This is a genomic window from Streptomyces sp. NBC_00322 (assembly GCF_036147535.1).
In the GTDB taxonomy this organism is placed as follows: domain Bacteria; phylum Actinomycetota; class Actinomycetes; order Streptomycetales; family Streptomycetaceae; genus Streptomyces.
The window spans coordinates 6,598,719-6,620,274 of the sequence record NZ_CP108019.1 but is presented as its reverse complement, the minus strand read 5'-3'; the positions used below and the strand labels follow the sequence as shown (position 1 = coordinate 6,620,274).

At 70.6% G+C, this 21,556-nt stretch carries 17 protein-coding genes; 4 read left to right on the top strand and 13 right to left on the bottom strand.

Translation table 11 applies throughout. The features are described from left to right. Positions 1-55: 55 nt before the first annotated feature. From OG905_RS30180 to rsmH, 13 genes are all read right to left on the bottom strand, one after another. Complete coding sequence (locus OG905_RS30180; RefSeq protein WP_328678796.1) at positions 56-775, bottom strand: YggS family pyridoxal phosphate-dependent enzyme; 720 nt, start codon at positions 773-775, stop codon at positions 56-58. Continuing rightward, entirely contained in the window at positions 772-1,509 is a 738-nt protein-coding gene (gene pgeF, locus OG905_RS30175; RefSeq protein ID WP_328678794.1) for a peptidoglycan editing factor PgeF, read from the bottom strand. The genes OG905_RS30180 and pgeF overlap by 4 nt, the downstream gene beginning before the upstream one ends. Beyond that, positions 1,506-2,711, bottom strand: coding sequence for a cell division protein FtsZ (gene ftsZ, locus OG905_RS30170; RefSeq protein WP_328678792.1), 1,206 nt, complete (start codon positions 2,709-2,711; stop codon positions 1,506-1,508). The genes pgeF and ftsZ overlap by 4 nt, the downstream gene beginning before the upstream one ends. 275 nt (positions 2,712-2,986) lie before the next feature. Beyond that, on the bottom strand, positions 2,987-3,784 hold the full coding sequence (locus tag OG905_RS30165; RefSeq protein WP_328678790.1) for a cell division protein FtsQ/DivIB: 798 nt from the start codon (positions 3,782-3,784) through the stop codon (positions 2,987-2,989). Positions 3,785-3,799: 15 nt separating this feature from the next. After that, a complete protein-coding gene (gene murG, locus OG905_RS30160) occupies positions 3,800-4,894 on the bottom strand; it encodes an undecaprenyldiphospho-muramoylpentapeptide beta-N-acetylglucosaminyltransferase (protein WP_266477378.1) in 1,095 nt (364 codons plus the stop codon). Positions 4,895-4,900: 6 nt separating this feature from the next. Further along, complete coding sequence (gene ftsW / locus OG905_RS30155; protein ID WP_328678785.1) at positions 4,901-6,286, bottom strand: putative lipid II flippase FtsW; 1,386 nt, start codon at positions 6,284-6,286, stop codon at positions 4,901-4,903. A gap of 45 nt (positions 6,287-6,331) precedes the next feature. Next, on the bottom strand, positions 6,332-7,750 hold the full coding sequence (gene murD / locus OG905_RS30150; RefSeq protein ID WP_328678784.1) for a UDP-N-acetylmuramoyl-L-alanine--D-glutamate ligase: 1,419 nt from the start codon (positions 7,748-7,750) through the stop codon (positions 6,332-6,334). Then, positions 7,747-8,817: a phospho-N-acetylmuramoyl-pentapeptide-transferase gene (mraY, locus tag OG905_RS30145; RefSeq protein WP_307664036.1), complete on the bottom strand. Its 1,071-nt coding sequence runs from the start codon at positions 8,815-8,817 to the stop codon at positions 7,747-7,749. The genes murD and mraY overlap by 4 nt, the downstream gene beginning before the upstream one ends. Then, positions 8,814-10,229 carry a UDP-N-acetylmuramoyl-tripeptide--D-alanyl-D-alanine ligase gene (locus tag OG905_RS30140; RefSeq protein WP_328678781.1) on the bottom strand — a complete coding sequence of 472 codons (1,416 nt, stop codon included), beginning with the start codon at positions 10,227-10,229 and terminating at the stop codon, positions 8,814-8,816. Before OG905_RS30140 ends, mraY begins: the two co-directional genes overlap by 4 nt. Continuing rightward, complete coding sequence (locus tag OG905_RS30135) at positions 10,226-11,917, bottom strand: UDP-N-acetylmuramoyl-L-alanyl-D-glutamate--2,6-diaminopimelate ligase (RefSeq protein WP_443044012.1); 1,692 nt, start codon at positions 11,915-11,917, stop codon at positions 10,226-10,228. Before OG905_RS30135 ends, OG905_RS30140 begins: the two co-directional genes overlap by 4 nt. Positions 11,918-11,934: 17 nt before the next feature. Next, a complete protein-coding gene (locus tag OG905_RS30130) occupies positions 11,935-13,863 on the bottom strand; it encodes a peptidoglycan D,D-transpeptidase FtsI family protein (protein WP_328678776.1) in 1,929 nt (642 codons plus the stop codon). Positions 13,864-13,867: 4 nt separating this feature from the next. Then, positions 13,868-14,506, bottom strand: a complete 639-nt coding sequence (locus OG905_RS30125) for an FtsB family cell division protein (protein WP_443044011.1) — start codon at positions 14,504-14,506, stop codon at positions 13,868-13,870. Further along, entirely contained in the window at positions 14,503-15,456 is a 954-nt protein-coding gene (gene rsmH, locus OG905_RS30120; RefSeq protein ID WP_328678774.1) for a 16S rRNA (cytosine(1402)-N(4))-methyltransferase RsmH, read from the bottom strand. Before rsmH ends, OG905_RS30125 begins: the two co-directional genes overlap by 4 nt. A gap of 409 nt (positions 15,457-15,865) precedes the next feature. Between rsmH and OG905_RS30115 the strand changes: the two genes are divergently transcribed. The 4 genes from OG905_RS30115 (at position 15,866) to OG905_RS30100 (ending at position 21,525) form a co-directional block, all read left to right on the top strand. Next, positions 15,866-16,408 carry a beta-class carbonic anhydrase gene (locus tag OG905_RS30115; protein WP_328678773.1) on the top strand — a complete coding sequence of 181 codons (543 nt, stop codon included), beginning with the start codon at positions 15,866-15,868 and terminating at the stop codon, positions 16,406-16,408. 199 nt (positions 16,409-16,607) lie between these two features. Beyond that, complete coding sequence (locus OG905_RS30110; RefSeq protein ID WP_328678771.1) at positions 16,608-17,654, top strand: AAA family ATPase; 1,047 nt, start codon at positions 16,608-16,610, stop codon at positions 17,652-17,654. Beyond that, complete coding sequence (locus tag OG905_RS30105) at positions 17,654-19,009, top strand: DUF58 domain-containing protein (RefSeq protein ID WP_328678770.1); 1,356 nt, start codon at positions 17,654-17,656, stop codon at positions 19,007-19,009. The genes OG905_RS30110 and OG905_RS30105 overlap by 1 nt, the downstream gene beginning before the upstream one ends. Then, positions 19,006-21,525: a transglutaminase TgpA family protein gene (locus tag OG905_RS30100; RefSeq protein WP_328678769.1), complete on the top strand. Its 2,520-nt coding sequence runs from the start codon at positions 19,006-19,008 to the stop codon at positions 21,523-21,525. The genes OG905_RS30105 and OG905_RS30100 overlap by 4 nt, the downstream gene beginning before the upstream one ends. Positions 21,526-21,556 lie beyond the last annotated feature (31 nt).

Here is a 21,556-nt window from a genome sequence, read left to right as displayed (position 1 = left end):
GCATTGTGGCGGGAATGACCATATTTTCTGCTGTGGTCCGACTTGCTTCGCGACGTTACCCGAGCCGGGGTCGGACTCCGAGTACCGCAGTGCCGACGCGCACATGTGTCGCTCCGGCCGCCACTGCTTGTTCGAGGTCCGTACTCATCCCTGCTGACACCATGTTCGCAGCCGGATGCCCGGCGCGCAGGCTGGATGAGAATTCCATCAGCCGCTCGAACGCCGCCTGTTGCCGTCCCGCGTACGGTCCGGTGAGCGGCGCGACGGTCATCAGTCCGTCGAGCCGCAGTCCTGGTGCGCCGTCCACGGCGGCCGCCAACTCCTCGATGCCGCCCGGCGCCACGCCTCCCCGCTCCCCGCGCTCGCCCGACTCGGCATCGAGCGCGACCTGGATCAGACACCCGAGCTCGCGCTCCGCGCGGACCGCGGCGGCGGACAGCGAGGTGACGAGCCTGAGCCGGTCGACAGACTGCACGACATCGGCATAACTCGCCACGGAACGGACCTTATTGGTCTGCAACTGCCCGACGAAGTGCCAGCTGAGGTCGAGATCCGAGCAGGCGGCGGCCTTCGGTGCCGCGTCCTGGTCACGGTTCTCGGCCACATGCCGCACACCCAGCCCATGGAGCAGCCGCACATCGCTCGCCGGGTAGGTCTTGGTGACCACGATGAGGGTCACCTCCCCCCGCTTGCGGCCGGCGGCCGCGCAGGCCGAGGCGATACGTTCCTCCACGGCCGCGAGAGTGCCCGCGAGTTCGGTCTTTCGGTCCGTCATTCCTGTCCGTCCAGCCAGACGTATCCGGCGAGCCGCCCGGTGGTGCGGTCGCGGCGGTACGAGAAGTGGTCGCGCGATTCCAGTGTGCACACCGCCGACCGCTGCCGGTCGCTGACCCCGAGCGCATCGAGCTGGGCGTGGACCGCGGCAGTGACGTCGACGGCCGGGGTGCCCCAGCTGGTCTCGGACCAGGCGGCGGGTTCGATCGCGGCCACATCCGCCCGCATCTGCTCGGGAACTTCGTAGCAGCGACCGCAGACGGCCGGTCCGGTACGGGCGATGATCCGTTCCGGGTCCGCGCCGAGCGACGTCATCGCGTCGACGGCCGCGGGCACGACTCCCGCGATCATCCCGGGACGGCCCGCGTGCGCGGCGGCCACGATGCCTGCGACCGGGTCGGCGAGCAGTACGGGAGTGCAGTCCGCGGTCAGTACGGCGAGGGCGAGCCCGCGCCGCGCGGTGACCACGGCGTCCACCGAGGGAACGGGAGCCTCGCCCCACGGACCGTCGACCTCGGCGACATCCTTGCCGTGAACCTGGTTCATCCAGACGACCAGATCCGGGTCGAGCCCCAGTTCCTTCGCGGCGATCGCCCGGTTGGCGAGGACCGCCGCGGGGTCGTCGCTCACCGCTCCGCCGAGATTGAGCTCCTCGTACGGAACGGCGCTCACCCCGCCCCACCTGTCGGTGAAGGCGAAGTGCGCGCCGCTCACGATGACGTGCTGGTCTATCACTTCAAGAAGTCCGGTACGTCCAGCTCTTCGGCCTGGCTGTCCTGGTACGGACGGGCCGGCGGGACCTGCGCGGGCCCGGAGTTCAGATCGCCGGCGACCGGAGCGGGCTCGGCCGGGGCCGAGGACTCCTCGCGGGCCGGCACGGTGCCGAGACCGGACGCGCGCGAGGTCTCCGTGCCGCGCGACGGGGTGGCCGGCGGCTCATCCCGCTTGTTCGCGGCGGACCCGAGCACGTTTTCGCGGCGGGTCGGCGGCTGTCCGCCGTCGAAGCCGGCCGCGATGACCGTGACCCGTACCTCGTCGCCCAGCGCGTCGTCGATGACCGCGCCGAAGATGATGTTGGCCTCGGGGTGGGCGGCCTCGCTGACCAGCTGGGCCGCCTCGTTGATCTCGAAGAGTCCGAGATCCGAGCCACCGGAGATGGAGAGCAGCACCCCGCGGGCGCCGTCGATGGAGGCCTCGAGCAGCGGGGAGGAGATCGCCATCTCGGCGGCGGCCACCGCGCGGTCGTCGCCGCGGGCCGAGCCGATGCCCATGAGCGCCGAGCCCGCCTCGGACATCACGGACTTGACGTCGGCGAAGTCGAGGTTGATCAGACCGGGCGTGGTGATGAGGTCGGTGATGCCCTGGACACCCGACAGCAGCACCTGGTCCGCGGACTTGAACGCGTCCAGAACGCTCACCTGGCGGTCCGAAATGGACAGCAGCCGGTCGTTCGGGATCACGATGAGGGTGTCGACCTCCTCGCGGAGTTCGGCGATGCCGTCCTCCGCCTGGTTCGCGCGGCGGCGGCCCTCGAAGGTGAACGGCCGGGTGACCACACCGATCGTCAGGGCGCCGAGCGTGCGCGCGATATTTGCGACGACGGGTGCGCCGCCGGTGCCGGTACCGCCGCCTTCGCCTGCGGTGACGAAGACCATGTCGGCCCCCTTGAGGACCTCCTCGATCTCCTCACGGTGGTCTTCTGCCGCCTTGCGACCGACTGCGGGATTGGCTCCGGCCCCCAGGCCGCGGGTGAGTTCACGACCGACGTCGAGCTTGACGTCGGCGTCGCTCATCAACAGGGCTTGCGCATCAGTGTTGATCGCGATGAACTCGACGCCCTTGAGACCGACCTCGATCATTCGGTTGATGGCATTGACACCACCGCCGCCGACACCGATGACCTTGATGACTGCGAGGTAGTTCTGCGGTGCTGCCACGTCGAAGGCCTCTCGCCTCGAGTTACGTGTCGTCGCCGCGCGGTTGTCGCGCGGCGCCGACGGATGCCGATGGGACGGTCCGGAACGCCGACCCAAACCCTAACGCTGAAGTTTAGGGTTACCAGTGTGTCTGCTTCTTGGACTCTCCGAACAGGACACTAAGTCGACAAGTGGCGCACGTTCAACGAACACGCCGAACCTCCCGTTTTTCTTTTCACCCTATGTGATCACCCATAGCGATGACCAACCAGGGTGCTGGCCAGCACAGATGCGCGTCAACTACCCGACGCGGCAGGGGCGGTTGGCGCGCTCACGTCGAAGTGCCGCGCCTTGGGTGCGGCTTTCATCAGCGCCGTGAGAGCGCGCGCCTTCGCCTCGCCCTCCTCTGCGCTGCCCCAGACCACCGTACGGTCCCGACTCAACTTCAGGGTGATGTAGTCGTATGAGCGGACTGTCACAACTCTCGTGTCCATGGCGACTTTTCCGGGGAGTTCGCCCCACACACGGACCGCCTCGACAACGAGTCGATCAGGTCCGAAACGGCGCAGACTCGGGGACTGGCCCACGGTCAATTCGAGCAGCGGAAGGGCCTTGGGAGCCTTGTCCACCGTGGCGAACCGAACGCCTTCCGCGTCCACTTCGATGAACCGTGCGCCCTTCTCCATAAGCAGGACGGGCTTTCGCTCGGTCACTTTGAGATCGATCCCGTCCGGCCACGACCGTACGACATCCACCGAGTCGATACGGGGCAGCTTATGCCGAAGCCGGGCCTCAATGGCGTCCGTATCGACGGAAATCAGCGGCGAACCGATCGGGGCGGCCGCCGCTGCCGTGACCTCGTCCGGTGTCAGAACCTCGGTTCCGGAGGTCTTCACCTGCTCCAGGCGCAGCCACTGGGAGCCGTAAAGCACCCAGATTCCGGTCGCGACGAGAACAACCGCGGCCGCGGCGATCAGCAGGGAGCGGCGGCCGGGGACGCGGAGCCCGCGCAGCGGGGAGCCCTGGCGGGGCGGGCGGGCCGACCCCTCCGAGGGCCCGCGCGCACCGCGTTCGGCGGTGGTCGGTCCGGCCACGCTCTCCTGCCCTTCTTACGCCTTGCGGCGTGCAGCGATCGCCTCGTACACCATGCCGACGAGCAGGTCGTCGGCGTCCCTGCGGCCGAACTCGGCGGCGGCACGGGACATCTCGTACAGCCGGTGCGGATCGGCGAGCACCGGAAGGACATTGCCCTGGACCCACGCGGGGGTGAGTTCCGCGTCGTCGACGAGCAGTCCGCCGCCGGCCTTGACCACCGGCTGGGCATTCAGCCGCTGTTCGCCGTTGCCGATCGGCAGCGGTACGTACGCGGCGGGCAGCCCGACGGCGGAGAGTTCGGCGACGGTCATCGCGCCCGCGCGGCAGAGCATCATGTCGGCCGCGGCGTACGCGAGGTCCATCCGGTCCACGTACGGTACCGGGATGTAGGGCGGCATTCCGGGCATGTTGTCCACGCGCGGCAGTTCGTTCTTCGGGCCGACCGCGTGCAGGATCTGGATGCCGGAGCGCTGGAGTACCGGAGCGATCTGCTGGATCACCTCGTTGAGGCGGCGGGCGCCCTGCGAGCCGCCGGAGACCAGCAGCGTCGGCAGGTTGGGGTCCAGGCCGAAGGCGGCGCGTGCCTCGGGACGGACCCGGGCGCGGTCCAGGGTGGCGATGGTGTGGCGCAGCGGGATGCCGATGTAGCGGGAGTTGCGCAGCTTGCTATCGGGTGTGGCGACGGCCACACCCGCGGCGTACCGCGAGCCGATCTTGTTGGCCAGGCCGGGCCGGGCGTTGGCCTCGTGGACCACGATCGGCACGCCGAGGCGCTTGGCGGCCAGATAGCCGGGCAGCGCGACATAGCCGCCGAAGCCGACGACGCAGTCCGCCTTCGTACGCTCCAGGATCTGCTCGGCGGCCTTGATCGTGCCGCGCAGCCGCCCGGGGACGGTGATCAGCTCAGGGGTGGGCTTGCGCGGCAGCGGAACGGCGGGGATGAGCGCCAGCTCGTAGCCCCGCTCGGGCACGAGCCTGGTCTCGAGTCCCTTCTCCGTGCCCAGGGCCGTGATTCCCACGGTCGGGTCCTGCCTGCGCAGGGCGTCCGCGAGGGCGAGCGCGGGCTCGATGTGGCCGGCGGTCCCCCCACCGGCGAGTACGACATGCACCGAAATTCACCGCTCTCCGGACGGACGCATCTTGACGCGCCGCCTCATCGTTTTCCATCTCACCCCGGGCCTCCGCACGGCCAGAGCCGCCTTCGCGGCCGGGTCCTCTCGCGCGAAGGCGATCAGCAGCCCCACAGCGAACATGGTCGGCAGCAGGGCCGACCCTCCGTAGGAGAACAGCGGGAGCGGGACACCGGCGATCGGCAGCAGGCCGAGCACCGCACCGATGTTGACCACGGCCTGGGCCGTGATCCAGGTGGTCACACCTCCCGCGGCGTACCTCACGAAGGGGTCCTCCGTGCGTCCGGCCACGCGGATACCCGCATAGCCTAGAGCCGCGAACAGGGCGAGCACCGACAGCGTCCCCGCCAGACCGAGTTCCTCCCCGGCGATGGCGAAGATGAAATCGGTGTGAGGTTCGGGGAGTTGCCCCCATTTTTCCACACTTGCACCGAGACCGGAACCGAACCATCCGCCAGACGCAAGAGCATAGATGCCGTGCACAGCCTGCCAGCACTCGCCTTGGGGGCCGAGGTCGATCGCGCCGATGCAGGAGAGCCGGGACATCCGGTTCGCATTTGTCTTGATGAGCAGCAGACCGACGAGCGCGGCGATGCCGAGCACGCCCGCGAACAGCCGGGTCGGCGCTCCCGCCAGCCACAGCAGGCCGAACAGGATCGCGGTGAGGATGATCGCCGTACCCATGTCCCCGCCGAGCATGATCAGGCCGAGCAGCAGGAAGGCGACCGGGACGAGCGGGACCAGCATGTGCTTCCACTGGGTGAGCAGCCGCTTGTCCTGCTTGCGGGCCAGCAGGTCGGCGCCCCACAGGATCAGCGCCAGCTTGCCGAACTCGCTGGGCTGGAGCTGGAAGGGGCCGCCCAGATAGATCCAGTTCTGGTTGCCGTTGACCGCATGCCCTATCCCGGGGATCTGGACGAGCACCATCAGGAAGACGGCGCCCATGAGCAGCGGGTAGGACAGGGCCCGGTGGAGCTTGGCGGGCATCCGGGACGCGACCAGCAGCAGACCGGTGCCGATGGCCGCGGCGAGGAACTGCTTGCGGAAGAAGTACGAGGCCGGGAGTGACAGCTCCAGCGCCTTGATCATCGAGGCGGAGTAGACCATCACCAGGCCGAGCACGGTGATCAGCAGGCTGCTGCCGAGGATCAGGTAGTAGGCGGTCAGCGGGCGGTCCCAGGCGCGGCGTGCCTGCTCGTACAGCCTTCGTGCGCCCCTGCTGCGGGGCGGGCGGGAGGCGCTTGGCCTGCGGGTGATGGCGGGGCTCCGCCCCGGGCGCCTCGCCTCGATCGCCGGAGAGGCTCCTTTGGAGCCCGTCCGGCGGCCCAGGACTCGCCCGGAGGGGGCGGCGTCGGTGTCATCGGCCGGCATGGTCGCTGTCCCCTCCAGTCGTGCCTGGCGCGGGGGTGTGGCCGGTCAGGCGCGCTCGGCGGGGAGTTCACGGACCGCGTCCGCGAACGCCTCGCCTCGCTTGTTGTAGTTGGCGAACATGTCCATCGACGCACAGGCCGGGGCCAGCAGAACCGTGTCCCCGGGACGGGCCAGCCGCGCCGCTTCCCGGACCGCCGCCGACATCGCCCCAGTGTCTGTCCGGTCGAGGTCGACGACCGGGACCTCGGGGGCGTGTCGCGCGAGGGCTTCGCGGATCAGGGCGCGGTCCGCTCCGATCAGCACGACGCCGCGCAGCCGCCGCACCGACTTCGATACGAGCTCGTCGAAGGTCGCCCCCTTGGCCAGACCGCCCGCGATCCACACGATCGGGTCGTAGGCGGCCAGGGAGGCTTCCGCGGCATGGGTGTTGGTGGCCTTGGAGTCGTCGATGTACGCGACTCCGGCGACGTCCGCGACCTTCTCGATGCGGTGCGGGTCGGGCCGGAAGCTGCGCAGTCCGTCGCGTACGGCCGCGGGTGCGACACCGTACGCACGGGCCAGCGCCGCCGCCGCAAGGGCGTTGGCGATGTTGTGCGGGGCGGGCGGGTTGACGTCCGCGACCTCGGCGAGCTCCTGGGCCTGCTTGTGCCGGTTGTCGACGAAGGCGCGGTCGACCAGGATCCCGTCCACGACGCCCAGTTGGGAGGGGCCGGGCGTGCCGAGAGTGAAGCCGATGGCCCGGCAGCCCTCCTCGACATCGGCCTCGCGCACCAGGTCCTCGGTGGCCTTGTCGGCCGCGTTGTAGACGCAGGCGACCTTGTTGCCCTCGTAGATACGGCCCTTGTCGGCGGCGTACGCCTCCATCGAGCCGTGCCAGTCGAGGTGGTCCGGCGCCAGGTTGAGCACGACGGCGGAGTGGGCGCGCAGCGAAGGCGCCCAGTGCAGCTGGTAGCTGGAGAGTTCGACGGCGAGGACGTCGTACGTCGTGTCGCCGAGTACCGCGTCGAGGAGCGAGACGCCGATGTTGCCGACGGCCGCCGTGCGCAGCCCCGCGGCTTCGAGGATCGAGGCGAGCATCCGCACGGTCGTGGTCTTGCCGTTGGTGCCGGTGACCGCGAGCCAGGGCGCGGCGTCGGGGCCGCGCAGCCGCCAGGCCAGTTCGACATCGCCCCAGACGGGGACGCCCGCCTCGGCCGCGGCCAGGAAGAGCGGCTTGTCCGGCTTCCAGCCGGGGGTGGTGACGATGAGCTCGGTGCCCTCGGGCAGGGTCGCCCCGTCGCCGAGGCGGACGGTGATTGACTCCGCCTCGAGTTCGGCGGCCTGCGCGCGGGAGCGCTCGTCGTCCCCGTCGTTGACGACGGTGACGACGGCGCCCAGACCGTGGAGCACGCGGGCGGCCGGGATCCCGGAGACTCCGAGACCCGCGACGGTGACCCGCTTGCCCTGCCAGTCCTGCGCACTCACTTGTCGGCCGCCCAGCCCGCGTAGAAGAGCCCCAGACCCACGATGACGCACATGCCCTGGATGATCCAGAAGCGGACCACCACAAGGACCTCGGACCACCCCTTGAGTTCGAAGTGGTGCTGGAGCGGTGCCATCCTGAAGACCCGCTTACCGGTCATCTTGAAGGAACCGACCTGGATGACCACGGACATGGTGATCAGGACGAACAGTCCGCCGAGGAGGGCGAGCAGCAACTCCGTACGGGAGCAGATCGCCAGGCCGGCGAGCGCACCGCCGAGGGCGAGCGAGCCGGTGTCGCCCATGAAGATCTTGGCGGGCGAGGTGTTCCACCACAGGAAGCCGAAGCAGGAGCCCATCAGGGCGGAGGCGACGACGGCGAGATCGAGCGGATCCCGCACTTCGAAGCAGGCGTTGGGGTTGGTGAGTGTCACCGCGTTGGCGCAGGACTCCTGGAACTGCCAGAGCCCGATGAAGGTGTACGCGCCGAAGACCATCACCGAGGCGCCGGTGGCCAGGCCGTCCAGACCGTCGGTCAGGTTCACGCCGTTGGACATCGCGAGAATCATGAACAGCGCCCAGACCACGAAGATCACCGGGCCGATCGACCAGCCGAAGTCCGTGATGAACGACAGCTTGGTGGATGCGGGGGTCTGGTGGCGGCTGTCGGCGAACTGCAGTGACAGCACGGCGAAGGCGATGCCGACGATCAGCTGTCCGGCCATCTTCGCCTTGGCCCGCAGACCGAGCGAACGCTGCTTGACGATTTTGATGTAGTCGTCCAGGAAGCCGACCAGGCCCATGCCCGCCATCAGGAAGAGCACCAGCACACCCGAGAACGTCGGGTCCTCGCCGGTGATCACCTTGGCGAGGGCGTACGCGATGAGCGTGGCCAGGATGAAGGAGATACCGCCCATGGTGGGCGTGCCCTTCTTGCTGCCGTGGCTGCGCGGGCCGTCGTCCCGGATGAACTGCCCGTATCCCTTGCGGGCCAGGAGTTTGATCAGCAGCGGGGTACCGACCAGGGTCAGAAAGAGCCCGATGGCTCCCGCGAAGAGGATCTGCCTCATCGGCCGGTGACCTCGCCCTCGGTCGTGGTCTCGAGCAGTGCCTGGGCGACCCGCTCGAGCCCGACCGACCTGGAAGCCTTCACCAGCACGACATCTCCCGGACGCAGTTCACTGCGCAACAGGTCGACCGCCGCCTGCGCGTCGGACACGTGCACCGACTCCTCACCCCACGAACCCTCGTTATATGCGCCCAGTTGAAGCCAGGACGCTTCCCTGCCCCCGACTGCGACAAGCTTGCTGACGTTGAGCCGGACAGCGAGCCGCCCGACCGCGTCGTGCTCGGCGAGCGCTTCGCCGCCGAGCTCGGCCATCTGGCCGAGCACCGCCCACGTCCGCCGCCCCTGGCCCATGGCCGCGAGCGCACGCAGCGCGGCTCTCATGGACTCGGGGTTCGCGTTGTAGGCGTCGTTGACGACCGTCACGCCGTCCGGACGCTCGGTGACCTCCATGCGCCAGCGCGAGAGGGTGCCGGCCTCGGAGAGCGCCAGGGCGATCTCGTCGACGGACATGCCCAGCTCATGGGCGACGGCGGCCGCGGCGAGCGCGTTCGACACGTGGTGCTCACCGTACAGCCGCATGGTCACGTCACTGCACCCGGTGGGGGTGTGGAGTGTGAAGGCAGGCTGTCCTAGCCGGGTGAGCCGGACATTCTCGGCACGTACGTCCGCGTCCGCGGCTTCTCCGAAGAGGATCACGCGGGCCTTGGTGCGGGACGCCATGGCGCGTACGAGGGGGTCGTCGGCGTTCAGGACGGCCACGCCACCCGCATCGGCCGGGGGCAGGCATTCGACGATCTCGCCCTTGGCCTCGGCGATCTGCTCACGGCCGCCGAACTCGCCGATGTGGGCGGTGCCGACGTTCAGTACGAGAGAGACCTTCGGCGGGACCAGGCCGGTGAGATAGCGGATGTCGCCGATGTAGCGGGCGCCCATCTCGAGGACGAGGTGCTCGGTGTCCTCGGCGGCCCGCAGCGCGGTCAGCGGCAGACCGATCTCGTTGTTCAGATTGCCCGCCGGGTAGACCGTGGGGCCCTTGCGCTGAAGGACCTGGGCGATGAGGTCCTTGGTGCTGGTCTTGCCGGAGGAGCCGGTGAGCGCGACGGTCGTGGCGCCGAGGCGCTCGACGACGGAGCGCGCGAGGGCCCCGAGTGCGGCGGTCACGTCGGGCACGACGATCGCGGGTACGCCGACGGGGCGGGTGGCCAGCACGGCGGCCGCGCCTGCCGCCGCGGCCCGCTCGGCGTAGTCGTGGCCGTCGACCTTCTCGCCTGCGAAGGCGGCGAAGAGGGCGCCGGTCTGCACGGCGCGGGAGTCGATGACGACGGGACCGGTGACCCGCAGGTCCGGATCCGGTATGTCGTACGACTGCCCGCCGACGATTTCGGCGATCTCGGCGAGGGAGAGGGCGATCACTTCTTCATCCCACTGTTCGAAGAGCTTGCGGCGTTCTCGATGGCCGCGCGCAGAACCTGGCGGTCGTCGAAGGGGCGGACCACTCCGGCGATGTCCTGGCCCTGTTCGTGGCCCTTGCCGGCGACCAGCACGGTGTCGCCGGGCTGTGCTCGGGCGACGGCCGCGGCGATGGCGGCTGCCCGGTCGGCCTCGACCAGGACGTCTCCGCGTTCGTGGATCGGCACCTCGGCCGCCCCGGCGAGCATCGCGGCCAGGATCGCGAGCGGGTCCTCGGAGCGTGGGTTGTCGGAGGTCAGTACGGCGGTGTCGGCGAGGCGCGCGGCGGCCGCGCCCATCGGGCCGCGCTTGGTCTGGTCCCGGTCGCCGCCGCAGCCGAGGACGATGTGCAGCCTGCCCTCGGTGACCTTGCGCAGGGAGCGCAGGACCGATTCGACGGCGTCCGTCTTGTGGGCGTAGTCGACGACGGCGAGATACGGCTGGCCCGCGTCCACACGCTCGAGGCGGCCCGGTACGCCGGGGACGGCGGCGATGCCGTCGGCGGCGGTCTGCGGGTCGATCCCGGCGACGGCGAGGGTGACCAGGGCGGCCAGGGTGTTGGCGACGTTGAACGGCCCGGGCAGCGGGGCCCGTGCCCGGATCCGCTCGCCCGCAGGGCCGACCGCCGTGAACGCGGAGCCGACCGCGCTGACTTCGACGTCCTCGGCCCGCCAGTCGGCGTCCGGGTGGCCCTCGGCGGAGAAGCTGGTGACCGGTACGGACGCCTCCTTGAGGAGCCTGCGGCCGTACTCGTCGTCGAAGTTCACGACCCCGAGCCTGCTGCGCTTCGGCGTGAACAGCTGCGCCTTCGCCTGGAAGTAGTCCTCCATGTCGGAGTGGAATTCCATGTGCTCGGGGCTGAGGTTGTTGAAGACGGCGACGTCGAAGACGCAGCCGTCGACCCGGCCGAGCACGAGGGCGTGGCTGGAGACCTCCATGGCGACCGACTGGACGCCGCGTTCGCGCATGACGGCGAACAGGGCCTGGAGGTCGGTTGCTTCCGGGGTGGTGCGCTCGGACTTGATGCGCTCGTCGCCGATCCGCATCTCGACCGTACCGATCAGACCCGTGCTGTGGCCGGCCGCTCTGAGGCCGCCCTCGACGAGGTACGCCGAGGTGGTCTTGCCGGAGGTGCCGGTGATGCCGATCTGGAGCAGGCCGTCGCCGGGGTGCCCGTAGATCTCGGCGGCGAGGGCGCCCATGCGGCCGCGCGGGTCGTCGGTGACCAGGACCGGCAGGCCGGTCGCGGCGGCGCGCTCGGCGCCCGCCGGGTCGGTGAGGATCGCGGCCGCCCCGAGGTCCGCCGCCTGGGCGGCGAAGTCGGCGCCGTGGAAGCGGGCGCCGGGCAGGGCGGCGTACACATCGCCGGGGCGTACCGCCCGGGAGTCGTGGGTGATGCCGGTGACCTCACCGGGGCCAGGGCTCTTCACACCCAGCTCGGCGGCCAGCTCCCCCAGGGATGTCGGGCGGGGCCGGTCCGGACGGGGCGCTCCCGGCTGTTTGGCGGGGGCGTCCTGCTGGGCGGTTCGGTACTGATCAGCGTGCGACACGGCGGTGAGCGTACCGGGCGCACCCGGCCCGCGGCTAAATGAGGGGGCCTCTCGCGCGGACGGGTCCGGCGGGTTCCCGGAATCGGAGGTGATGGTTGTCACTGGTGGTTCCTCCGGGGTCACTCGCCGGCCTGGAAGGTGACGGGCAGCCGGGCGGGGGCGGCGCCGGTCGGTGCGACCTGGAGGGTCTTGAGCGCGAACTCCATGACCTTCTGGTAGATCGGACCGCAGATCTGGCCGCCGAAGTAGCTGCCCTTGGTCGGGTTCTGGATGGCGCAGTAGACGGTGATGCGGGGTTTGTCGGAGGGCGCGAAGCCGGCGAAGGAGGCGGTGTAGCCCTTGTAGCGGCCCAGTTCCGGATCGACCCGGTTGGCCGTTCCGGTCTTGCCCGCGACGCGGTAGCCGGGGATACGGGCCTTGGTGCCGGTGCCCTCCTCGTCGCCGACGACCGATTCCAGCATGGTGGCCAGCGTTCTGGCCGTCTGCTCGCTGACGACGCGGGTCTTGCTGGGGGCGGGCGCCGGGGTGAAGCGTCCGTCGGGGCCCTTCGTGCCGCGGATCAGGGTGGGCTCGATGCGTACGCCGCCGTTGGCGATCGTCGAGTACACGGAAGCCGCCTGCATGGCGTTGAGCGAGAGTCCCTGGCCGAAGGGGATCGTGTACTGCTGCGAGGTGGACCACTTCTGCGGCTTGGCCAGGATGCCGGGCGTCTCGCCCGGATAGCCGAGCCCGCTGGGGCTGCCGATGCCGAACTTGCGCAGATACGAGTAGAGGACCTGGTTGGCGGCGGGCTGGGTCTTGCCTAGCTGGCCGGCCGCCAGGATGGTGCCGATGTTGCTGGACTTGGCCAGTACGCCGTTGAGCGTGAGGTTCCAGGTGGAGTGGTCGATGTCGTCCTTGAAGAGCCGGTCGCCGCGGTGCAGCCGGTTGGGGACGACGACATGGGTGGCGGGCGTCGCGGCCTTCTCCTCCAGCACGGCGGCCATGGACATGACCTTGGCGGTCGAGCCCGGTTCGTAAGCGTCCTGGAGCGCGGCGTTGCCCATGGCGGCCGAGTTGGCCTGCGTGAGGTCGTTGGGGTCGAAGCCCGGTGCGTTGGCCATGGCGAGCACCTCGCCGGTCTGGGTGTTCTGCACTATCACATAGCCGCGGTCGGCCCTGGACTTCTTCACCTGCTCGCTGATGGCCTTCTGGGCCGCCCACTGGATGTCGCGGTCGATGGTCAGCTCGATGTCGGAGCCGGGGACGGCGGGGACTTCGCGGGAGCCCGCGGTGGGGACGCGGCGGCCGCCGGACTGGGCGTAGGTGATCTCGCCGTCCTTGCCGGCCAGCGCCTTGTCGAGCATGGACTCCACGCCGCCGCCACCGCGGCCCTCGGCGTTGACGTAACCCAGTATCCCGGCGGCGAGGTCGCCGTTGGGGTAGACACGTTTCCTGCTCGGCTCCTGGAAGACGCCGCCGAGCACATTGGCGCCGGGGCCGCCCTTGGCCTTGTCCGTCCTGGCCTTCTCGGCGAAGACGGACTTGAGGTCCTTGATCTGGTTCCAGATCTGGGGGGTCTGGCGGCGGGCGAGCACGGTGTAGCGGGACTTGGGGGCCTTGAGCTTCTTGGCGAGCTCGGCCGCGTCCTTGCCGAGGAGCGGGGCCAGCAGCGCGGCGGCCTGTTCCGGCGCGTCGGGGGCCTTGCTCTCGTTCGGCGTGAACATCTTCGGGTCGGCGATGATGTCGTACGCGTCGACGCTGGTGGCCAGGGCGATTCCGGCCCGGTCGGTGATCTCGCCGCGCTCGGCCGTGAGCTTGTGGCTGAGGTAGCGGTTCTTCTCCGCCTTGGCGGCGTACGCGCTCGCGTCGACTGCCTGCACTTGGAGCAGGCGTACGACGAAGGCCAGCATCACGAGCGTCAGGCCGAGGCTGACCAGGCGCAGCCGGGGGCGGGGGCTGCCGAGCCGGATGGCGCGGGGGGCCGGCCTGGGGCGGCGGGGCGCGGGCCGGCCGGACGGTCGCCTGGCGGGTCCTGGCACCCGGCGGCGCGGTGGTTCCTTGGGCACTGCGTCACCTGCCGGGGGTCGTCGGGGTCGGCTTCGCGGACGGGGGCGACGGCTTGTCCGTCCGGCCGGTGGTGGGCGCGGGCTGGGGCACGGGCCCTGGTGGGGGCGCGGACTGCTGCGACTGCTGGGCGCGCGGGGCGGCCGTGGCCGATGCCGTCGGGGTCGTGGCCGGAGCAGGGGCCGGGGCCCTCGCCGGGGATGCTTTGGGCGAGGAAGACGGAGACGGGGGCACCGGCTTCCGGATCTCCATCGGCGACGGGTCGGGCGACGGCAGCGCGGTGGCCTCGCCCGGAACGCCGCGTACCGTGCCGTCCGGATCGAGGAAGGCCGGACTGCCGCCCGGCACCATGCCCAGCTCGCGGGCCCGGCGCTCCAGTGCGCCGGGGGCGGAGCGGTCGTCCACGTCCCGCTGCAGCGCCTGCTGCTCGTCGGTGAGTTCGGTGGTCTTCCGCTTGAGCTCGCTCAGCTTGAACGAGCCTTGGTTGAGCGCGGAGTTCAGCAGCAGCAGCGTGATCAGGCCGCCGCCGAGGAGCACCACGACCAGCAGGACGAAGGGGGTACGGGCGGCCGTGCTCGGCCCCGACGGCATCAGCCTGGCGAGCCGCGCGGCCCGCCCCTTCAGCTGCTTGGCCGCTGCGTTCACACGTCCTCCCGGATGCGCTGCGCTCCCCTGAACCGCGCAGGCGCCGCACGGCGGTTCTCGGCGACCTCCTGCTCGGTGGGCAGCTCCGCACCACGGGTCAGCAGCTTGAGCCGGGGCTGGTACTCCTCGGGGACGACCGGCAGTCCGGGTGGCGCCGTATTGGCCGCGCCGGCCGCGAAGACCTGCTTGACCAGCCGGTCCTCCAGCGAGTGGTAGGACAGGACGGCGATACGGCCGCCGACGGCGAGCGCTTTGACGGCCGCCGGGATCGCGTGCTCCAGGACGGTCAGCTCGCCGTTCACCTCGATGCGCAGGGCCTGGAAGGTGCGCTTGGCCGGGTTGCCGCCGGTGCGCTTGGCGGCCTGCGGCAGCGCGTCGCGGATCAGCTCGACGAGCCGGGCGCTGTTGGTGAAGGGCTCCTTCTCGCGTTCCCGTACGACTGCCGAGACGATCCGCTTGGCCTGCTTCTCCTCGCCGTACATGCGCAGGATCCGCACCAGCTCACCGGGCGGGTAGGTGTTGAGGACCTCGGCCGCGCTGACGCCGGTCGTCTGGTCCATGCGCATGTCGAGCGGGGCGTCCTGGGCGTACGCGAATCCGCGGTCGGCCTCGTCGAGCTGCATGGAGGAGACGCCGAGGTCGAACAGGATGCCCTGGACGCGGGGGATCCCCAGCCGGTCAAGGACCTGCGGCAGCTCGTCGTAGACGGCATGCACCAGGGTGGCCCGGTCGCCGAAGGGGGCGAGCCGCTCGGCCGACAGCCGCAGCGCTTCCGTGTCGCGGTCGAGCGCGACCAGGCGGGCCTCGGGGAACTGGGTGAGCAGAGCCTCGCTGTGTCCGCCGAGCCCCAGGGTGCAGTCGACCACCACCGCGCCCGGCATCTGCACGGCCGGGGCCAACAGGTCCAGGCACCGCTGGAGCATCACCGGGACGTGTCGGGTCTGGCTCATGCGCGCCCCTCGCAGAGCTCGGGGCTACATTCGCCAGGCGCACGGCTTCTAATGATTCGCTCGCTGCGCTCGCTCATGCGCCCTCTCAGGTCCGGCGCGGGGTGTACGTACTGCCGGGTCCCCGCCCGCTCAGAAGGGCCGTACGTACGCCGCACACGCGGGGAGAAAATGGAAATGTGCAGGATGTGTCCGTGAACTGCGCGTCACTTTAGTCCACGCGTCCTCCCGGTCAATCAACCGGATGGCGCGTGGCGCGCGGCACCTGGAGACACGTCACGGACGCGGATACTTCACCCGTACGGGCGCGTCCGCATCACACCTGTGGGTTAGCTCACAACAAGGCTCATTGATGTTCTTTGTCCCCCCTCACAGCGGGCTTAGGCCGTCTGTGCGCATTACCGTCGTCCTCATGTCGACTTCCGCGCACCACCCCGCAGAAGCAGCGCTTCCCCGTGACACGGTCACCGACCGCCTCGTCGAGGCGAACCTGCGCTACGCCGCCGGTTTCCAGGACCCGGGGATGGACGCCCGCCCCGTACTGCGTGTGGCCGTCGTGGCCTGCATGGACGCCCGGATCGACCTGCACGACGCGCTCGGCCTGGAGCTGGGCGACTGTCATACGATCCGCAACGCCGGCGGCGTGGTCACGGACGATGTGATCCGCTCGCTGACCATCAGCCAGCGGGCACTCGGCACCCGCAGCGTCATACTCATCCACCACACGAACTGTGGTCTGGAGAGCCTCACGGAGGACTTCCGCCACGAGCTGGAGGACGAGGTGGGGCAGCGTCCGCCGTGGGCGGTGGAGGCCTTCCGGGATGTCGACCAGGACGTACGCCAGTCGATGCAGCGGGTGCGCACCTCGCCGTTCCTGCCGCACACCGACGACGTCCGCGGCTTCGTCTTCGACGTGACGAGCGGGCTGCTGAGGGAGATCAACCCCGCTGTGTGACCATCCGGACACCCGGAGAAATGCGGCAACTCCGACAATTCCCACTCCTTTATCCACAGGCAAGTGACACGACGCGGTAACGGCAACAAGAATGCGGGTGTGACACCTTCCGGAACCTTCCGGAGCTGGTGTCCGTGATTCGGGGTGGGCCGGGCCGTCTGAAGGGCGCCGGCCCGTAGAACGGGCCGAGGAGGGCCGGGTGACGACCTATGACGATCGAGCGAGCCTCACAGATCTGACCACCACAGCGGAGCGGGTGCGCCGGTCGGTGGAGGGTGTGATCGAGGGCAAGCCTGAGGTCGTACGGCTTTCGCTGACCGTGCTGCTCGCCGAGGGGCATCTGCTCATCGAGGATGTGCCGGGCGTGGGCAAGACGATGCTGGCCAAAGCACTGGCGCGGTCCATCGACTGTTCGGTGCGGCGCATCCAGTTCACGCCGGACCTGCTGCCGTCCGACATCACCGGTGTGTCGATCTTCGACCAGCAGCGGCGTGACTTCGAGTTCAAGCCGGGCGCGATCTTCGCCCAGATCGTGATCGGCGACGAGATCAACCGTGCGTCGCCCAAGACGCAGTCGGCACTGCTGGAGTCGATGGAGGAGCGCCAGGTCACCATCGACGGCAAGACGTACGAACTGCCCAGCCCCTTCATGGTGGTGGCCACCCAGAACCCGGTGGAGATGGAGGGCACCTACCCGCTGCCGGAGGCACAGCGCGACCGCTTCATGGCGCGCGTGTCGATCGGGTACCCCAGCGCGGACGCCGAACTCCAGATGCTCGATGTGCACGGCGGCGTCTCGCCGCTCGACGATCTGCAGCCGGTGGCGCACGCCCACGACATCGTGAAGCTCATCGACGCGGTGCGTACGGTCCATGTCGCCGACTCCGTGCGGCGGTACGCGGTGGAGCTGGTGGCGGCCACCCGCAGCCACCCGGATCTCAGACTCGGCGCCTCACCGCGCGCCACGCTGCATCTGCTGCGGGCGGCGAAGGCCTCGGCCGCGCTCAGCGGCCGTGACTACGCCCTGCCGGACGACATCCAGGCGCTGGCGGTCCAGGTGCTGGCCCACCGCCTGCTGCCCACCGCTCAGGCCCAGTTGAACCGGCGTACGGCGGAGCAGGTCGTGCTGGAGATCATGCAGCGCATCCCCGTGCCCACCTCCGGCGGCGCCGAGACCTCCTATGTCCCGGGCCGGCAGGCCCAGCCGCCGCTCTACGGCCAGCAGCCCGGCACCCGGCGGCTGTGATGTCGGCCGGGGACCCCGCCGCCACGGAAGGCAAGGACACGGGCGGACTGCGGGCGGCCCTGGGCGGACTGACGACGCGCGGCCGTTCCTTCCTCGCGGCGGGGATAGCCGCCGCGGTGTGCGCGTATGTCCTCGGACAGAGTGATCTGCTGCGCGTCGGACTGCTGCTCGCCGTGCTGCCGCTGGTCTGCGTCGCCGTGCTGTACCGCACCCGCTACCGGGTCGCCGGCAGCCGGCGGCTCTCGCCCGCGCGCGTGCCCGCCGGCTCCGAGGCGCGCGTACATCTGCGGATGGACAACGTCTCGCGGCTGCCCACCGGGCTGCTGATGCTCCAGGACCATGTGCCGTACGTGCTGGGGCCCCGGCCCCGGTTCGTACTGGACCGGGTGGAGGCGGGCGGGCGGCGCGAGGTGTCGTACCGGGTCCGCTCGGATCTGCGCGGGCGCTATCCGCTTGGCCCGCTCCAGCTGCGGCTGAGCGACCCGTTCGGAATGTGTGAGCTGACCCGTTCCTTCAGCGCTTTCGACACGCTGACCGTCATCCCGCGGACCGAGGCGCTGCCCGCCGTGCGGCTCGCCGGTGAGTCCTCGGGCTACGGCGACGGCCGCCACCGCTCGCTCGCGCTGGCCGGTGACGACGACGTGATCCCGCGCAACTACCGCTACGGCGACGATCTGCGCCGGGTCCACTGGCGCTCCACCGCGCGCTACGGCGAGCTCATGGTGCGCCGCGAGGAGCAGCCGCAGCGGGCCAGATGCACGGTGCTGCTCGACACCCGGCGCATCGCCTATGAGGGCGCGGGTCCCGACTCCGCCTTCGAGTGGGCGGTGTCCGGTGCGGCCTCCGCGCTGGTGCACATGCTGGAACGGGGCTTCTCGGTGCGGCTGTTGACGGACACCGGAAGCTCGGTGCCTGCTGAGGGCGCCGACGGCTTCGCCGGCTCGACCCAGGAGTCTGCGGACTCCGCGGGTCTGATGATGGACACGCTCGCCGTCGTCGACCACTCCGACGGAGCTGGGCTCTCGCGCTCGTACGACGTGCTGCGCGGCGGGAACGAAGGGCTGCTGCTCGCGTTCTTCGGCGATCTCGACGAGGAGCAGGCGACCCTGGCCGCGCGCATGCGCCGGCGCAGCGGCGCCGCCGTCGCCTTCGTCCTGGACAGCGGGTCGTGGGTCACGGGCGGCGCGATAGCGGGTGCGGTCGAGGACCGGCTGCGGCTGCTGCGCGAGGCGGGCTGGACGGCGCTGGCCGTGCCGCCCGGGGCGCAGCTCTCCGATCTGTGGCGCCAGGCCGGCCGGGAGCGCAGCGATGCCTCCGGCAGCGGTACGAACGGTTTCTCTGGGGGTTGGTCATGAGCGGTCGCGGAAGGCTGGCCCTGTGCGCCTACGCCGCCACGCTGATGGCGGCGGGCGCGATGCTGCCGCTGATCGAACCGGCCAGCTGGATGCTGCAGGCGGTGTTCCTGCTGGCGATCGTGAGCGGTGTGGGGGCGCTGGCCCGGCGCGTGCCGCTGGCCCGGCCGCTGACGGTGGCGGTGCAGGCGCTTGTCCTGCTGTTGCTGCTCACCATTCTCTTCGCCCGGGGCCAGGCGATTCTCGGCGTGCTGCCGGGTCCCGATGCCTTCCAGCGATTCGGCGAGCTGCTGAACGCGGGCGGCGAGGACGTGGGGCGGTACGCCATCCCGGCACCGGCGACCGACGGCATCAGGCTGATGGTGCTCGGCGGTGTGCTGCTGATCGGCCTCGCGGTCGACGCCCTCGCGGTGACCTTCCGCAGCGCGGCCCCGGCCGGACTGCCGCTGCTCGCGCTGTACTCGGTCGCCGCGGGCCTGACCGGCGGCGGCGCGAGCTGGCTGTGGTTCCTGCTCGCGGCCACCGGATATCTGGTGCTCCTGCTGGCCGAGGGCCGTGACCGGCTCTCCCAGTGGGGCCGGGTCTTCGGCGGTGCCGCGACCGCACAGGGACCCACGACAGGCAGATACGTCCCCCCAGGGGGCGGCCAGGCGCTGGCACCGGTGCGCACGGGCCGCCGGATCGGCGCGCTCGCGCTGGGCGTCGCGCTCGTGGTCCCGGCGGCGCTGCCCGCACTGGACGGCGGGCTGCTGGACAGCGCGGGCAACGGGAACGGCCCCGGCCCTGGCGGCGGCACGATCTCCGCGGTGAACCCACTGGTCTCGCTGCAGGACAGCCTCAACCAGCCGGATGACCGCGAGGTCATCCGGTATCGCACCAACACGACGCAGACCAAGGACCTCTATCTGCGGATCGTCGCGCTGGACCAGTTCGACGGGACCGCGTGGAAGACCTCGCAGCGCGACATCACGGATGTGCCGAATCAGCTTCCCCAGGCGCCGGGCCTGAGTCCGTCCGTCGCCGTCACCGAGATCAGGACGAACGTCTCGGCGGCAGGCTCGTACAAACAGAGCTGGCTGCCGCTCCCCTACCCGGCGACCAAGGTGGCGATCCAAGGACGCTGGCGTTTCGAGCCCGAGGGCCGGACGCTGGTCGGCGACCGCGGTCAGGACACCCGCAGCGCGCAGTACTCCGTCACCAGCCTGATGGTGAAGCCGACGGCGGAGCAGCTGTCTTCGGCACCGCGCCCGCCCGCCAAGCTGCTGAGTGAGTACACCAAGGTCCCCGACGCGCTGCCCGGCGACGTCAGGAACATCGCGAAGACGGTGACCAAGAGCGCCACGAACGACTACGAGCGTGCGGTCAAGCTCCAGGACTGGTTCGCCGTCACGGGCGGCTTCCGGTACGACACCCAGGTGGAGTCCGGTACGGGCGCCGACGCGATCAGCCGCTTCCTGAAGAAGAAGGAGGGCTTCTGCATCCACTTCTCCTTCTCGATGGCCGCGATGGCGAGGACGCTCGGCATACCCGCGCGGGTCGCGGTGGGCTTCACCCCCGGAACCCCGCTCTCGGACGGCAGCATGTCCGTCGGCCTGCAGGAGGCCCACGCCTGGCCCGAGCTGTACTTCGAGGGCGTGGGGTGGACGCGGTTCGAGCCGACCCCCAGCCGGGGCACCCCGCCCGACTACACACGGCCCCAGTCGCCGAGCGGCGGGCCGAGCACTCCGGCGAAGCCCGAGGGAAGCGCCTCCGCGGAACCCTCGACCGCGCCCTCCGCGACGGACAACTGCCCGCCGCAGGCGCGCCGTCTCGGTGACTGCGGTGCTGCCGCGCCGCGGGAGGTCGCTCCCCCCACCGACCCGGGAACCCCCGCGAGTACCTGGGTGAGCCTGGGGCTGGGCATCGTGGCGCTGGTGCTGGTGCCGCTGCTGCCGATGCTGTGGCGGATCAGGACGCGGGCACGGCGGCTGCGCTCCGGCGGCCGGGCGCCCGCGGGCGCCGCAGATCCGGCGCCGGTGTCGCTGCAGGAGACCGCCGACGGGCCGGCGCTGGATTCCGAGCGCGCGCTCGCGGAGGAGTCGGCCCGGACGCTGGCGACCTGGCAGGAGATCTCCGACCTGGCCTGGGACCACGGCATCCTGCCCGACGAGTCGCAGACGCCGCGGAAGGCGGCTGCCCGCATCGTCCGGCTGGGCAGGCTGGAGGACGAGTCGGCGGACGCGGTGCACCGGGTGGCGAGAGCTGTGGAGCAGGTGCTCTACGCCCCGGAGCCCCGGCCGGTCACGGGGCTCGGGGACGACGCGCAGCAGGTCCGTGCCGGGCTACGGGCAGCGGCGAGCCGAGGAACGCGTCTGCGCGCCCTCCTGGCGCCCCGCTCATCCGTCCGGGTGGTGTGGGCCCTCTCGGCTCGCTGGACGGCGTTCACGGACCGCTGGGGCGTGCGCGCGACGGCGGGCAGGTGGGGGCTGCTGGACAGGTGGCCTGGCATCCTGCGCCGGCCGTCCCGGCAGCGGGGCTGAAGGCTTCGGCCCGAACGGGCCGCCGGGTCAT

Coding starts and splice junctions, on each gene's coding strand:
- OG905_RS30180 (WP_328678796.1), bottom strand. CDS start 775: ATGACGGACCGAAAGACCGAACTCGCGGGCACTCTCGCGGCCGTGGAG.
- rsmH (WP_328678774.1), bottom strand. CDS start 15,456: ATGAGCCAGACCCGACACGTCCCGGTGATGCTCCAGCGGTGCCTGGAC.
- mraY (WP_307664036.1), bottom strand. CDS start 8,817: ATGAGGCAGATCCTCTTCGCGGGAGCCATCGGGCTCTTTCTGACCCTG.
- OG905_RS30105 (WP_328678770.1), top strand. CDS start 17,654: ATGTCGGCCGGGGACCCCGCCGCCACGGAAGGCAAGGACACGGGCGGA.
- OG905_RS30115 (WP_328678773.1), top strand. CDS start 15,866: ATGTCGACTTCCGCGCACCACCCCGCAGAAGCAGCGCTTCCCCGTGAC.
- OG905_RS30100 (WP_328678769.1), top strand. CDS start 19,006: ATGAGCGGTCGCGGAAGGCTGGCCCTGTGCGCCTACGCCGCCACGCTG.
- ftsW (WP_328678785.1), bottom strand. CDS start 6,286: ATGCCGGCCGATGACACCGACGCCGCCCCCTCCGGGCGAGTCCTGGGC.